Below are 12,536 nucleotides of genomic sequence, written 5' to 3'. Positions count from 1 at the left end.
GTCGCGCGGATCGGGCGTCCGTTGAGCATGATCATCGCGACCGTGTGCGGCTTGAACCGGTCCGACTCCGGACGCTCGAGTTTCAGCGCGGTGACGGGTTTGCCGCCAGCCCAATAGGCAAGACCGGTCTTTGGGCAGTCGCTGGTCTTCATCAACCGGACCATGCCGTGCGGCAGGTCGTATTCGACATCCGCCAGCCCGAGGATGTTCTGGCCGAGCAACCCCGCGGTCCCGGTGTCGCTGCCGCCGACGATGAACGACACCTTCGGGATCGTCACGCCGCCGAGCGAGAAATTCTGCGCGACCGCCGAGGAGGCCGAGGTTTCTCCGTTGACGCCCTTGAGACGGAAATTCGAAGGCAGCGCGTCGACCTTCAGCCCGAACTCGGCGGCGGTGGCGCGCGCGATCGTACTGTAGAACGCGCCGCTGTCGACGATGAAGCGCGCGTCGCGGCCGCCGAACTGCGCCGTGATCATCGGCCGCCGGCCGGCCATGACGACGGGCAGGTCGAGCAGCTTGCCGACCTTGCAGTCCGCCCACGCCGCCGAAGGTGCCAGGGCCATTGCGACGACCGAGACCAGCGTCTTCACTCTCATGCTCGACCCCACCCCAACGCGCTCCCCCGCGCGAACGCACCCGGATCATTCCCCGGATCGAACGCGAAGGCAATGGAATCCGCCCGCCGCTGAATCCACGTCCCGCGGATGGTGAAATTGCGCAGCGCGGTTTACGCTTGCCGACGCAACATCACGGAAGATCGCTTATGCTGTATCGTATCCTGACCGGTATCGTCCCGATCGTGCTGGCGGGATGCGGGCCGTCGTCCACTGCGCCCGCCGCCACCACCGAAAAGGCGGCGGCGCCGGTCAATTACGGCGCATCAACTCCTGCGGCGACCAAGCCGTTCAAGGCGACGGCGATCGCGACGTTCGACGCGCCTTGGGCGCTCGCCTTCCTGCCGGGGTCGGCCATGCTGGTCACGGAGAAGACCGGGAAACTGTGGCTGACGACCGCCAGCGGCGCCAAGACCGAGGTCGGCGGCGTGCCGAAGGTGCATGCCGAAGGCCAGGGCGGGCTGCTGTTCGTCGCGATCTCACCGAAGTTCGCGCAGGACCATCAGGTCTATCTGACCTATTCGGAACCGGGCGAAGGCGGTGACGGGCTGGCGCTGGCAAAGGCGACGCTCGGTACGATCGCCGGAAAGCCAGTGCTGCAGGGCCTGGCAGTGATTTGGCGTCAGCTGCCGCGCGGCGCCGGCGGCCAGTTCGGCGGCTACATCGCGTTTTCGCCGGACGGCCAGTATCTGTTCCTGACTTCCGGAGAGCGGCAGCGCTTTACCCCGGCGCAGGATCCCGACCAGGCGCTTGGCAAGATCCTGCGGCTGACGCTCGACGGCAAGCCTGCGCCAGGCAATCCGGGCGCGGGCAAGACCGGGAAGACCACGGTCAGCGTGTTCGATCCGCCCGCGAACACCGGCGCCGCCGCGACCGCCAAGGGGCACATGGTCACGATCCCCGCCCCCAACCTTACGCCGGCCGAGACCTGGTCGACCGGGCACCGCAACCCGTACGGTCTCGCGTTCGACGCCAAGGGACGCTTGTGGGAAACCGAGATGGGACCGCAGGGCGGCGACGAGCTGAACCTGATCGAACCCAGCCGGAACTATGGCTGGCCGCTGGTGTCGTACGGCAAGAATTACGACGACACCCCGATCGCCAAGCACGCGACGCGGCCGGATCTGCAGGAACCCGCCTTGTACTGGGACCCGATCATCGCGCCCGCCGGGCTGGCGTTCTACGATGGCGCGATGTTCCCCAAATGGCGGGGATCGGCGTTCGTCGGCGGACTGGCATCGATGGCGTTGATCCGGATCGCGTTCGACGGGGCGGCACCGCGCGAGGTCGAGCGCTGGGACATGGGCAACCGCATCCGCGCCGTGATGGCTGGACCCGACGGCGCCTTATGGGTGCTCGAGGACGGCGATGGCGGCCGTCTGCTGCGACTGACGCCGAACCGGTAGCGCGCAGCCTTCGACGCGCTGCGATCGTTGTACCGGCATGGATACCGACGATCGTGGCGCGGCGGAGGCCCGCTGGCTGACGCTGACCCGCGAGGTCCTGCCCGCAATGGCATCGGCGCGGGACTGGCCGGTGCGCGCGGATCATTGTTTCCAGCGGATCTTTCTCGACAATGCGTGCCAGGGCGTCTGGTACGACCATATTCCCGGCCGCCCGGCCTATGCCCGTGCCGACCGCGGCCTGCTGGACCGTGCGGTCGCGCTGGCCGAGGCGACGGTGGCGGGGGACGCCGACCTGGCACTGCTCAACGGGCGGTCGCTGGCGTGGCGAAGGCGGCGCCGTTAGTGCCGGCCCGTTCTACCCGACGATGAGATGGAGCGTCTGGTCCGCGGCGCCGATCGTGACGCCCCGGCCCCAGCCGAAACCGAGGAAATCCTGTTCGATCCCGTCACCGAAGATCACGCCGCCCTCGTTCATCCGCGAGGTGACCGCGAGCGGCGTTCGGACCAGCCTGCCGGCGCGCAGCGCGGTGCCGGTGGCCTTGCTGGGAAAGGGTTCGCGCACGAAGAACGCGACGGCACGTTCCTGGGGGTCGAGCGGCAGGCCCTCATGCGTCGCCTCCATGATCGACCGTGCCCAGCCGGTGGCGCCGGTGCCGGACGCCACGATCAACCCGCTGGACGACTGGTCCTCCGCGAGGTCGGAGGTGGCGATGCGGTACCGTGCGGACTGATGGCTGTGATGGCCGACGAACACCTCGTTCAGCGCCAGCAGCCGTTCGCCGGTATCGAGCTTCGCCTCGACCATGGTGCGGCGCTCGGCGGTGGCCGCCCCGGCGATGGTCGCGCGCAGCAATGCCGCCAGCCTTGCCAGCCCGACGCGGACCAGCACGCCGTCGTATAGGTCGGGCGCGGGGTTGAGCCCGATCACCGGCTGGCCGTCGAGGTATTTGGCGACGTTGGCGACCAGCCCGTCCTGCCCCACCGCGACGACGACATCCTCTGGACCGAACAGGAAGCGATCGAGATCGGCGCGCGCGACCGCGGCCTGACGCCAGTCGGCCGGCACCGCCGCACGCCCGGCGTGCAGCGTGGCGTGGAGCTGGCGGTGGCGATCCTCGAGCATGTCGATGTCCTGCCCGCGGGTCTCCAGAAAGAATTTCGCCTGGCCGCGCGTCGCGTGGCGGGCGAGCAGCAGGTCGTAATCGGTCTCGCGCGTCACGAACACCGCGCGCGGGCTGTTGGTCGCCATCGGCCGCGTCAGCGCGGTGGCAGCGGGGCGGGATCGCGACGGAATTCGCCGAGCAGCGTGGCGAGCAGGTCGGGGGTCACGTTCAGATGCTCGATGGTGTCGAGCTTGCCGGCCAGTTCGCGCGCCGCGAGGCCGAGCATCACGCCCGGCGGCAGGTCGCGATAGATCGTCATCCGCGCCTGCTCCGCCTCCGCCTTCGCGCTTTCGACGGTGCGGATCCGCTCGGCCTCCGCCGCCGCCTCGATCTGCTGCGCTTCTCCGAGGCCAGTCGCGCGGTTGCGGGCGTTCTCCGCCTCCTGCGTGATCAGCAGCATCTCGCGACGCGCCAGCTCGGTCTTGTTGGCCAGCTCGTTCTCGGCGATCGCGCGTTCCTTCTCGACCGCCAGCGCGCGGCGTTCGAAGGTCGCCTGATCCGCCTTTTGCTGCAACGCCTCGAAGGTCGGGGTCTGCAGCGCGCGTTCCAGCTCGCTCGATGGCGCCAGGTTGGTCAGCCGCACCGCGGTCACCGCGATGCCGATCTCGGCAAGTCCGGGATCGGCGGCGAGCGCGGCGTCGAGCTGATGACGGAGCGGCTCGGGCCCGGCGTCGAGCAGCGGGCGGACTGGGGACTGCGCGAGATATTGCAGCGCCGCCTGGTTCACCAGTCCCGCCAGCCGCGTCTCGATCCGCTGGATTGGTTCGCTCTTGTAGGCGCCGGTGACGAGGCCGAGGCTGAAGTCGACGCGCGCGGCGAGCAGTTCGGGATCGACGACGTGCCAGGTCAGCGTGCCCTGGATCGCGACCGACTGGAAATCCTGGCTGCGCCCCTTCACGAAGATCGCCATCTCGCGATCATCCATCGGCAGTTCGGCGATACTCGCGGTTTCGGGCCGGAACCAGAAGACCAGTCCGCGCCCGCTCTGGCGGACCTTGCCGCTGCGATAGCGGATCACGTGATTACTGGCATCGCTGCGCAACTGTGCGAAAAATCCGAGATTCTTGATAGATGCCATGCTGCTGCGCCTTCCCTGTTCGGCTTGCGCCGGATGTGGGTGATCTATCCGGCAATTGTGACGAAGGAAACGTCGCCTCGCGCAGCACCATGCTCGACCGATAGACTTCGTTGGGGCATGTACCGCCACGGGGCACCGCGGGGGCAAGACGACGCATGATCGTGTGGATAGCAATTCTCGGCGCACTCGCAGGCTGGTGCCTGGTCGATTTCGAAGAATATGGACTTCTTGTCGGCGGGGCGTTCGGCCTGCTGGCAGGGTGGGTTCTGCGCCGTGCCGTGCGCGCCGAACTTACCGTGGCGACGAAGGCGCTTCAGGACCAGATCGATGCGCTCGTTGCGGGGTCGGTGGTCGCGCGACCGGAAATCGTGGAAACTGAAGACGCGGCGCCCAGTCCGTTTACCGCACCGGCAACCTATGCGGATCCGCCGACGCCGGAAGCGGTCGTCGTGCGTCCCGAACCCGAACCGGCAGCAGGATTTTCCGATCCGCCCCGCGGGGTTGCCGCCGTCCGCGCCGTCGCCGCGACGCCCGCCGAACCGGGTGCTGTCGCGACGGCGATCGCCGCCGCTATCGCCGCTGCCCGGGCATGGTTGTTCGGCGGCAATACGATCGTCAGGGTCGGGCTGATCATCCTGTTCGTCGGGCTGTCGTTCCTCGCCAGCTATGCCGCGTCCGCGGGCCTGTTCCCGATCGAGCTGCGGCTGGCGCTGGTCGGTATCGTCGGCACCGCGTTGCTGGCGGTCGGGTTCCGTACCCGCGATCGCCGACCCGGTTTCGGGCTTGCGCTGCAGGGTGCGGGGATCGCGACGCTCTATCTCACGCTGTTCGCCGCCGCGCGACTGTACGACACGGTACCGATGATCGCGGCGTTCGCGCTGATGATCGTGGTATGCGCGCTGGGCTGTGCGCTGGCGTTGCTGCAGCGGTCGCAGGCACTCGCCGCGACCGCCTTCGCCGGCGGGTTCGCGGTCCCGCTGCTGCTGGGCGGCGGAGGCGGCAGCATCGTCGGCGTGTTCGTCTATTACACCATCCTCAACCTCGCGATCCTGGTGATCGCGCAGCGCCAGGCGTGGCGGGTATTGAACCTGATCGGCGTGATCGCGACGTTCGGGGTGGCCGCCTGGTGGGGCGTGACCAGCTACCAGCCTGCCGACTTCGTCGCGGCGCAAAGCTTCCTGATCGTGTCGGTGCTGATCTACGTCGCGACCGCGGTGCTCTATACCGGTGCGACGCCGGGCCGGCTGGGTGCAGTGGTCGACAGCGGGCTGGTGTTCGGCCCCGCGCTTGCCGGGTTCGGGCTGGAGGTCGGGCTGGTCCACGACGATCCATGGGGCAGCGCGTTCGCCGCGCTCGGGTTCGCGGCGCTGTATCTCGGCGTTGCGGCGTGGACGATGCGCTATCGGCGCGAAGGCTTCCGGGTGATGACCGAGACGATGCTGGCGATCGGCATCGGCTTCGTCACGCTGGCGGTCCCGCTGGCGCTGGGCGCGCGCTGGACATCCGCGACCTGGGCGCTGGAGGGTGCGGGGGCGTTCTGGGTCGGCATGCGGCAGGCGCGGTGGATGCCGCGGCTGTTCGGCATCCTGCTGCAGCTGCTGGCGGCGCTGATCTACATGGGCAAGGCATCGCACGTGGCGTCCGCACTTCCGCTGGCGAACCCCGGCTTTATCGGCGCCATGCTGATCGCGCTGGCGGCGCTGGCGACGGCATGGTGCTTGCGCGATCCGTTGCCGCACAGCGAGTCTGCGGTGGCACGGTCCTATGCCCGTCTTGAAGCCACGCTCGCCCAGCCCACCTTCCTGTTCGGCTTCGCGTTCTGGTGCGCGGCATGGGCGGCGGAAGCGATGCGGATCGTGCCGTCACATCTGGCCGACCGGCCGCCAGTGCCGGCGTTCGATCGCGGCGTTCAGCCGTTGCTGGTGATGCTGGCCTGCATAGCCAGCGCCTGGGTCGCGCAGACGATCGGACGCCGCTGGCGCTGGCCAGTGGCATCCTGGCCAAGCCATGTTACTCTGGTCGCCCTCGTACTAGGGTTCGCAAGCGCGCTGGATGACGGGCGGCACGTCTTGTACCTGCCCGACGCGATAGTCTGGCTCGCCGCGATCGGCCTGCATCTGCACATGCTGTACCGAAACGACGCCGACGCCGCGGCAACCGGGCAGCACCCGCTGCTCGACGCCGTGCATATCGGCGGAGTCTGGCTGGTGACGGCAATGCTCGCCGACTGCCTGTGGCTGGGCATCGATCGCGCACGGTTATGGAGCACGGCCTGGGCGGAGGTCAGCTTGCTCAGCGCGACCGTCGCGGTGCTTCTGGTGCTGACGCTGTCCGCCGGCCGGGCGATGACCGAGCGCAAACCCGCGATGCGGTGGCCGCTCGATCGCCATGCGAGCGCGTATGGCTGGGTGGCGGCGATCCCGATCGCTATCCTGAGCTATCTGGGCGCGATGCTGACGGCGGTGGGTTCGTCGGGGAATACGACGCCGTTGCCGTATCTGCCGGTGCTCAACCCGGTCGACCTGTCGCTGGGACTGGCGCTGGCCGGGCTGGCGCTGTGGCGGCGGACGATGCTGGCGGCGAACCCCCCGCCTCGCGGCGTCGCCACGCTGGCAACGCCCGGAGCGCTCGCCGCACTGGCGGGTCTCGCTTTCGTGATCATCAACACGATCTGGCTGCGGCTCGCGCACCATCTGTTCGGGGTGGCATGGGGCAGCGATGCGCTGCTCGGCAGCGTCGTCGTGCAGACCGGACTCGCGATCCTGTGGACCTCGCTGGCGCTGGCGCTGATGGTGCTCGCCAACCGCCGGGCGCAGCGGGCGCTGTGGCTGGTTGGCGCCGGACTGCTCGCGCTGACCGTCGCGAAGCTGCTGCTGGTCGACCTCAACACCGCCGGCGGCGGCGCGCGGATCGTTGCGTTCATCGGGGTCGGCGTCCTGATGCTGGTGGTCGGCTATATAGCCCCGCTGCCGCCCAAGACCGATGTGCCGAACGACCGGAGCGCCGTGGCATGAGGGCGCGACTCTCCGCACTTGTCCTGGCGACGGCGATGCTCGTCGCGGCGGCGCCGACCGGATCGGACGGCACGCCCGATGGCTATGCCGCGCGCCTGCCGATCGTGGTCGCGAGCGGCGCGCCTGCCCAGCGGATTATGTTGCCGGCCGCCGTGCTGGCGGCGTCGCGTACCGCCGGGCTGTCCGACCTCCGCGTGTTCGATGCCGCCAACCGGGCGATGCCGATCGCGCAGGCAGCTGCGCCCGGCAGAGCGGGCCGACGCGATGTGCTGCCGGCGATGCCGATCCTGGGCGCGGCCGACGCGCTGACGGTTACCGGCGTGTCGCTGACGGTCGAAGGGACCGGCGACGCGCGCGTGACGCGGATCGACGGCACGCCGCGCGGCGGGCCGGCCGAGGTCGAAACGCTCGGCGCCTTGCTCGACGCCCGTGCGGTCCGCGGCGACGCAGAAGCGCTGTCGCTCGACGCCGACGTGCCGCAAGCGCAGCCTGTCACCTTCACGGTAGCGGCCAGCGCCGACCTGAAGACGTGGCGACCGATCGCCGAAAAGACCGTTTATCGCGCGACGGGCGCCACTGGCGGGCCCCGCATCCCGTTGGATGGCGAGATGCTGCACGGCCAGTATCTACGCATCACCTGGCACGCCGCCTCGCGGCTGCTGGCGCCGGTCACGGTGCGCGGCGCCGTGCTTGAGAGCCGGGCCGGCGCCGCCGCGCCGGTCACGATGGGCGCGATCCTGCCGGACTTGGCCGATCCGCATGTCGTGGAGTTCGCGATACCGTTCGCCACCGCGCTCGATACGATCGAACTCCGTCCGACCGGGAACGACGCGATCGTTCCCGTTCGCGTGCTTGGCCGGAACGATGCTGAGCAGCCCTGGACCCTGCTGGGCCGCGGAACCGCCGTCCGGCCCGGGGTCGGCGCGAACGCAGGCGGCGCGATTACGCTGCCGGGCCAATCCTATCGGCTGATCCGGATCGAGGCGGACCAGCGATCGGCCGGCTTCACGTCCCCGCCGGGGGTCGAACTAGGCTTCGTACCGCGAGCGATCGTGTTCCTGACAGCCGGTCGCCCGCCCTTCACGCTGGCTGTCGGACGCGCCGGCGCCGCAGACGTCTATCTGCCGCCGGACAACGTCGCGACCGACCGCGGACCGATACCGACCGCCACTGTGACAACTGCGGAAACCCCGCTTCGCCTGGCCGCGATCGCCGGAACCGGGACGCGACAGGCGTTGCTGTGGATCGTCCTGCTCGCCGCTACCGCGATGCTCGGCGGCATGGCGTGGGCGTTGTGGAAGCGGAACGGTCGCGTCGATCCTGTCGCGTGACCGTCCGTCCGATCAGTTCCAGCCCGACATTTCGACCAGTTGCCGCGTCCGCGCGCGCGTGACATCCGCCCGGCACTGGTTCGCCGTGAAGGGCTGCATGGACCCGCCGCGCCATTCATAGCTCTCGATCCGGCACTCGGCATCGCGGAACGCCAGCCAGGCGCGCTGGGCGGCCAGCAACGCGGCGGCGTAGCCCGGCTCGTCGCGGTCGCGCAGCTTCATCTTGGCATAGAGCGGGGTCCACGCCCGGTTCATTTCGGCATCCGCCTGATCGGCGACGGCCTTCTGGCACATCGTCATCGCGGTCTGGTTCGGTTTGTCACCGCAATTCGCGGCCGCTGCGGCGAGCAGCATTACTACGCCCATCATGATGATTGTCCTTGCACGCTGATATCCTCCGATAGGTTGATTGCCGTTGGCGCCGCATCAGCCGGAGCTGCACGGGATTGTGGCGAACAAAAAAAAGGCCGCCCGATCGTTCGGGCGGCCTTTCCTTAGCGTTGGGTTTGCGACCGCTTAGCGGACGCTGCCGCGGCGCACGAGGTTCACGATCGCGAGCAGGATGATTGCACCCAGCAGCGACACGATGAACGTGGTGAGCGTCAGCGGCGCGCTGTTGATCGAACCACCCGACAGGATCAGGCCGCCGATGAACGCACCGACGATGCCGACCACGATGTTCAGGAAGATGCCCTGCTGGCCATCGGTGCGCATGATCATGCTAGCGATCCAACCGATGACACCGCCGACGATCAGCCAAAGAATGAGACCCATTTTACTTCCCTCCGTTTAGCCCGCGATGGGGCGACGGCGAAAAGACGAGCGAACGGGGAAATTTGTTCCGCTACCGTTTTAAACACCCAGTTTTTTGACCCCCGGTTTTTAACCGGGGCGTCAATATTTCTGCTGGCGTTCGTACAGCGACTTGTAGTGCTGGATTCGCGTGACCCGCAGCCCGGGCATGCCCGACCGATCGATCGCCCGCTGCCAGCTGGCGAATTCCTCGACCGTCAGGCCATAGCGTGCGCAGACATCGTCGACCGACAGCAGCCCGCCATTGACGGCGGCGACCACCTCGGCCTTTCGGCGCACGACCCAGCGCGTGGTGCTGGGTGGCGGAAGAGACTCCAGCGTCAACTGCTCGCCCAAGGGGCCGATGACTTTGCCGGGACGAATTTTATGGTTCTCGATCATGTACAACCTCTGATCGGGGCGGGGGCCCCCTCTCGATACGCAGGATCGGCACATAAGGGCCGGGCTTGAAGATCGACTGAAACGCAACGGTAAATCAGGTCTTCATTCCTCCTTCCAACGGATCAACGCCGCCGCCATCGGCCCGTTGAACGCACCGTGCAGTGGCGCGAACAGTTTCGGATCGTGCTGCGAACGCGCGAATCCCGCTTGCACCACCGCGGTATGGCTCGCCGCCTGTCGGGCGGCGATACCGACGATCAGGACGGCCAGATCACCCGGAAGTACGGTGAGCTCGACGTCGCGATCGAAACGGGGGAAACTCAGGTCCAAGCGTTCTACTCTCTCGTTGCCGTACGTGGCAGAACCGATGGTGTAGCCGCGAGGAAATGAAAGCCGGGTAAAGCCCGGTGCAAGAGTTCATGAACCTGTCGCTTTTTTCCAATTCTTCGTCGCATTTTTGCATCGGACGACCGCAACGCCTATGTGGCGCCATCATGGATAGTGTGGATTTTCAGCTCGGCGAGGCGGTTGCGACCAAGCGGATCGTCGTCGCGATGTCTGGCGGCGTCGACAGTTCGGTGGTGGCGGCGCTGGCGGCCGCGACCGGCGCCGAGACGATCGGGGTGACGTTGCAGCTCTACGACCACGGCGAGGCGGTCGGTCGCGCCGGGTCGTGCTGCGCAGGGCGCGACATCCGCGATGCCCGCGCGGTCTGCGACCGGCTGGGCATCGCGCATTACGTCTTCGATCACGAAACCAGTTTCCGCGAGCAGGTGGTCGACCGGTTTGCGGACGAATATCTGGCGGGCCGTACCCCTATCCCGTGCGTCCAGTGCAATATGGGGCCGAAGTTCACCGACCTTCTCAAGCTGGCGCGCGATCTGGGCGCGGATTGCCTCGCGACCGGGCATTATGTGCAGCGGATCGAAGACATCGCCGGCGCCGAACTCCACCGCGGTGCGGATCCGGCGCGTGACCAGAGCTATTTCCTGTTCGCGACGACGCAGGACCAGCTCGACTATCTGCGCTTTCCGCTGGGCGCGCTGCCCAAATCGCGGGTCCGCGAGATCGCCGCGGAGCTGGGCCTGGGGGTCGCGGCCAAGCCGGACAGCCAGGATATCTGCTTCGTCCCCGACGGCGACTATGCCGGGCTGGTCAAGAAGCTGCGACCCGATGCCGACACCGCCGGCGACATCGTCGACCTCGGCGGCACGCGGCTGGGCGCGCATCGCGGGCTGATCCACTTCACCGTCGGGCAACGCCGCGGGCTGGAGATCGGCGGGACCGCCGAGCCGCTCTACGTCGTTCGATTGGAACCCGAGACCAAGCGCGTGGTGGTGGGACCGCGGCGCGCGCTGGCGGTCGATGCCGCGCGGCTGACCGGTCTCAACTGGCTGGGCGGCGACCATAATGGTCCGCTGACCGCAAAGGTGCGCTCGATGGCGAAGCCGGTGCCGGCGCGACTGGTCGGCGACCGGATCGTGTTCGACGCCCCCGAATACGGCGTCGCGCCGGGACAGGCGGCTGTGCTGTACGCAGGGTCGCGGGTGCTGGGCGGCGGCTGGATCGCCGAGACCGAAGCCGCGATGCTCGCGGCGTGACCGATATCGAGGACCTGCGCCGACAGATGGAAGCCGCCGCCGCCGCGCTCGATTTCGAGACCGCCAAGCGGCTGCGTGACCAGATCAGCGTGCTACGCGGCGGCGGCGAGGTTGCGGACACCGAAGGCCTGACGCGGCAACAGCCCGGCGCGATGGGGCTAGGCACGAGCCAGCAGCGCGTGGTGCCGCCGGAGGGTTGGGTGAAGCCGAAGAAACCCGATCCGATGACCAAGGGGCGAAAGCGCTAGTTCCCGTCATCCCGGGCTCGTCCCGGGATCCAGGGTTACGGTGCGCAACGCATGCGACCCTGGATCCCGGGACGAGCCCGGGATGACGGGGAGTTACGGCAGCAGGAACGTGCCCTCGATCACCGTCACGCAGTTGCCGCCCAAAATCACGCGGTCGCCGTCGAGCCGGCACGTCAGACGCCCGCCCCGCGCGCTCGCCTGGAACGCAGTGAAACGGTCACCGAGCGTCTCGGCCCAATACGGGACCATCACGGCGTGGGCCGACCCGGTCACCGGATCCTCGGGGATCGCATAGTAAGGCGTGAAGACGCGGCTGACGATGTCGGTCGCGCGTCCCCGCGCCGCGACGATCGCGACGATTGGCATTTTCGCCAGCGCTGCCATGTCCGGCGACAGGGTGCGCACGACGTCCTCCTCCTCGACGACGACCAGCGCATAGCCCTTGTCGTGCCACAGCGTCTCGATCGGTTCCGCGATCCCCAGCGCCGCAGCGATCTCCGGCAGCGGCTTGGGGCTCGGCTTCCACGCGGGCAGCGCCAACGTATAGCCGGTGTCGGCGCGCGCGACCTCAAGCACGCCCGCCTGCCGCGTCGCGAACCGGACCCGGTCGAGCGCGGTGTCCGACGACAGCACGAAATGCCCGCTCGCCAGCGTCGCGTGACCGCACAGCGCGACCTCGGCCGCCGGCGTGAACCAGCGCAGGTCGAACTCGACGCCGTCCTGTTCGGACGCGACCAGGAACGCGGTCTCGCTGATGTTGTTCTCGGCGGCGATCGCCAGCAGCACGTCGTCGTCGAGCCACTTCGACAACGGCATCACCGCCGCCGGGTTGCCGCCGAACGGACCGTCCGCGAACGCATCGATCTGCGCGAAGGGGATTCTCATGC

14 protein-coding genes (1 of these 14 running past the window's edge) are annotated in these 12,536 nt (G+C 68.3%); 6 read left to right on the top strand and 8 right to left on the bottom strand.

What is annotated here, in order from left to right; translation table 11 throughout:
- Positions 1-596 carry the 5' end (the start) of an aspartyl protease family protein gene (locus SJY20_RS03920; protein WP_380785297.1) on the bottom strand. Its footprint begins 1,156 nt before the window's first position, so the window shows 596 of its 1,752 coding nt (coding positions 1-596); the start codon lies at positions 594-596; its stop codon lies off the left edge, out of view.
- Between the two features lie 167 nt (positions 597-763).
- Here SJY20_RS03920 and SJY20_RS03915 point away from each other — a divergent pair, with 167 nt between their 5' ends.
- Both SJY20_RS03915 and SJY20_RS03910 read left to right on the top strand, forming a co-directional pair.
- Positions 764-2,020, top strand: coding sequence for a PQQ-dependent sugar dehydrogenase (locus SJY20_RS03915; protein WP_380785296.1), 1,257 nt, complete (start codon positions 764-766; stop codon positions 2,018-2,020).
- A 37-nt stretch (positions 2,021-2,057) separates the two neighbouring features.
- Positions 2,058-2,363, top strand: coding sequence for a GCN5-related N-acetyltransferase (locus SJY20_RS03910; protein WP_380785295.1), 306 nt, complete (start codon positions 2,058-2,060; stop codon positions 2,361-2,363).
- 12 nt (positions 2,364-2,375) lie between these two features.
- Here the strand turns inward: SJY20_RS03910 and SJY20_RS03905 are convergent, their stop codons facing one another.
- Both SJY20_RS03905 and SJY20_RS03900 read right to left on the bottom strand, forming a co-directional pair.
- Positions 2,376-3,269, bottom strand: coding sequence for a hypothetical protein (locus tag SJY20_RS03905; protein ID WP_380785294.1), 894 nt, complete (start codon positions 3,267-3,269; stop codon positions 2,376-2,378).
- A gap of 8 nt (positions 3,270-3,277) precedes the next feature.
- The gene (locus tag SJY20_RS03900) at positions 3,278-4,261 is read right to left on the bottom strand and encodes an SPFH domain-containing protein (RefSeq protein WP_380785293.1); all 984 of its coding nucleotides are present in this window, start codon (positions 4,259-4,261) and stop codon (positions 3,278-3,280) included.
- Between the two features lie 155 nt (positions 4,262-4,416).
- Between SJY20_RS03900 and SJY20_RS03895 the strand changes: the two genes are divergently transcribed.
- Both SJY20_RS03895 and SJY20_RS03890 read left to right on the top strand, forming a co-directional pair.
- Positions 4,417-7,275 carry a DUF2339 domain-containing protein gene (locus SJY20_RS03895; protein WP_380785292.1) on the top strand — a complete coding sequence of 953 codons (2,859 nt, stop codon included), beginning with the start codon at positions 4,417-4,419 and terminating at the stop codon, positions 7,273-7,275.
- Complete coding sequence (locus SJY20_RS03890) at positions 7,272-8,606, top strand: DUF3999 family protein (RefSeq protein WP_380785291.1); 1,335 nt, start codon at positions 7,272-7,274, stop codon at positions 8,604-8,606. Before SJY20_RS03895 ends, SJY20_RS03890 begins: the two co-directional genes overlap by 4 nt.
- 12 nt (positions 8,607-8,618) lie before the next feature.
- Here the strand turns inward: SJY20_RS03890 and SJY20_RS03885 are convergent, their stop codons facing one another.
- The 4 genes from SJY20_RS03885 to SJY20_RS03870 form a co-directional block, all read right to left on the bottom strand.
- Positions 8,619-8,975 carry a lysozyme inhibitor LprI family protein gene (locus tag SJY20_RS03885; RefSeq protein WP_380785290.1) on the bottom strand — a complete coding sequence of 119 codons (357 nt, stop codon included), beginning with the start codon at positions 8,973-8,975 and terminating at the stop codon, positions 8,619-8,621.
- A gap of 147 nt (positions 8,976-9,122) precedes the next feature.
- Positions 9,123-9,380, bottom strand: coding sequence for a GlsB/YeaQ/YmgE family stress response membrane protein (locus tag SJY20_RS03880; RefSeq protein ID WP_380785289.1), 258 nt, complete (start codon positions 9,378-9,380; stop codon positions 9,123-9,125).
- Positions 9,381-9,500: 120 nt separating this feature from the next.
- The gene (locus tag SJY20_RS03875) at positions 9,501-9,800 is read right to left on the bottom strand and encodes a DUF1153 domain-containing protein (RefSeq protein WP_380785288.1); all 300 of its coding nucleotides are present in this window, start codon (positions 9,798-9,800) and stop codon (positions 9,501-9,503) included.
- Between the two features lie 102 nt (positions 9,801-9,902).
- Positions 9,903-10,130, bottom strand: a complete 228-nt coding sequence (locus SJY20_RS03870; protein ID WP_380785287.1) for a hypothetical protein — start codon at positions 10,128-10,130, stop codon at positions 9,903-9,905.
- Between the two features lie 164 nt (positions 10,131-10,294).
- Here SJY20_RS03870 and mnmA point away from each other — a divergent pair, with 164 nt between their 5' ends.
- Together mnmA and SJY20_RS03860 are read left to right on the top strand one after the other, a co-directional pair.
- On the top strand, positions 10,295-11,401 hold the full coding sequence (gene mnmA / locus SJY20_RS03865; RefSeq protein ID WP_380785286.1) for a tRNA 2-thiouridine(34) synthase MnmA: 1,107 nt from the start codon (positions 10,295-10,297) through the stop codon (positions 11,399-11,401).
- Positions 11,398-11,649 (top strand): UvrB/UvrC motif-containing protein, encoded by a 252-nt coding sequence (locus SJY20_RS03860; protein ID WP_380785285.1) that lies wholly within the window; start codon positions 11,398-11,400, stop codon positions 11,647-11,649. Before mnmA ends, SJY20_RS03860 begins: the two co-directional genes overlap by 4 nt.
- A gap of 93 nt (positions 11,650-11,742) precedes the next feature.
- On the opposite strand, the gene SJY20_RS03855 is transcribed toward SJY20_RS03860, so the two are convergent.
- Positions 11,743-12,534, bottom strand: coding sequence for a PhzF family phenazine biosynthesis protein (locus tag SJY20_RS03855; RefSeq protein ID WP_380785284.1), 792 nt, complete (start codon positions 12,532-12,534; stop codon positions 11,743-11,745).
- Between the last annotated feature and the right edge of the window lie 2 nt (positions 12,535-12,536).

The organism is Sphingomonas sp. R86521, assembly GCF_042466235.1.
Lineage (GTDB): Bacteria > Pseudomonadota > Alphaproteobacteria > Sphingomonadales > Sphingomonadaceae > Sphingomonas.
Note: the sequence above shows the minus strand (reverse complement) of the source record. Positions and strands in the feature narration are given on the sequence as shown.

Coding starts and splice junctions, on each gene's coding strand:
- SJY20_RS03915 (WP_380785296.1), top strand. CDS start 764: ATGCTGTATCGTATCCTGACCGGTATCGTCCCGATCGTGCTGGCGGGA.
- SJY20_RS03880 (WP_380785289.1), bottom strand. CDS start 9,380: ATGGGTCTCATTCTTTGGCTGATCGTCGGCGGTGTCATCGGTTGGATC.
- SJY20_RS03890 (WP_380785291.1), top strand. CDS start 7,272: ATGAGGGCGCGACTCTCCGCACTTGTCCTGGCGACGGCGATGCTCGTC.
- SJY20_RS03910 (WP_380785295.1), top strand. CDS start 2,058: ATGGATACCGACGATCGTGGCGCGGCGGAGGCCCGCTGGCTGACGCTG.
- SJY20_RS03900 (WP_380785293.1), bottom strand. CDS start 4,261: ATGGCATCTATCAAGAATCTCGGATTTTTCGCACAGTTGCGCAGCGAT.
- SJY20_RS03895 (WP_380785292.1), top strand. CDS start 4,417: ATGATCGTGTGGATAGCAATTCTCGGCGCACTCGCAGGCTGGTGCCTG.
- SJY20_RS03905 (WP_380785294.1), bottom strand. CDS start 3,269: ATGGCGACCAACAGCCCGCGCGCGGTGTTCGTGACGCGCGAGACCGAT.
- SJY20_RS03875 (WP_380785288.1), bottom strand. CDS start 9,800: ATGATCGAGAACCATAAAATTCGTCCCGGCAAAGTCATCGGCCCCTTG.
- SJY20_RS03855 (WP_380785284.1), bottom strand. CDS start 12,534: ATGAGAATCCCCTTCGCGCAGATCGATGCGTTCGCGGACGGTCCGTTC.
- mnmA (WP_380785286.1), top strand. CDS start 10,295: ATGGATAGTGTGGATTTTCAGCTCGGCGAGGCGGTTGCGACCAAGCGG.
- SJY20_RS03885 (WP_380785290.1), bottom strand. CDS start 8,975: ATGATGGGCGTAGTAATGCTGCTCGCCGCAGCGGCCGCGAATTGCGGT.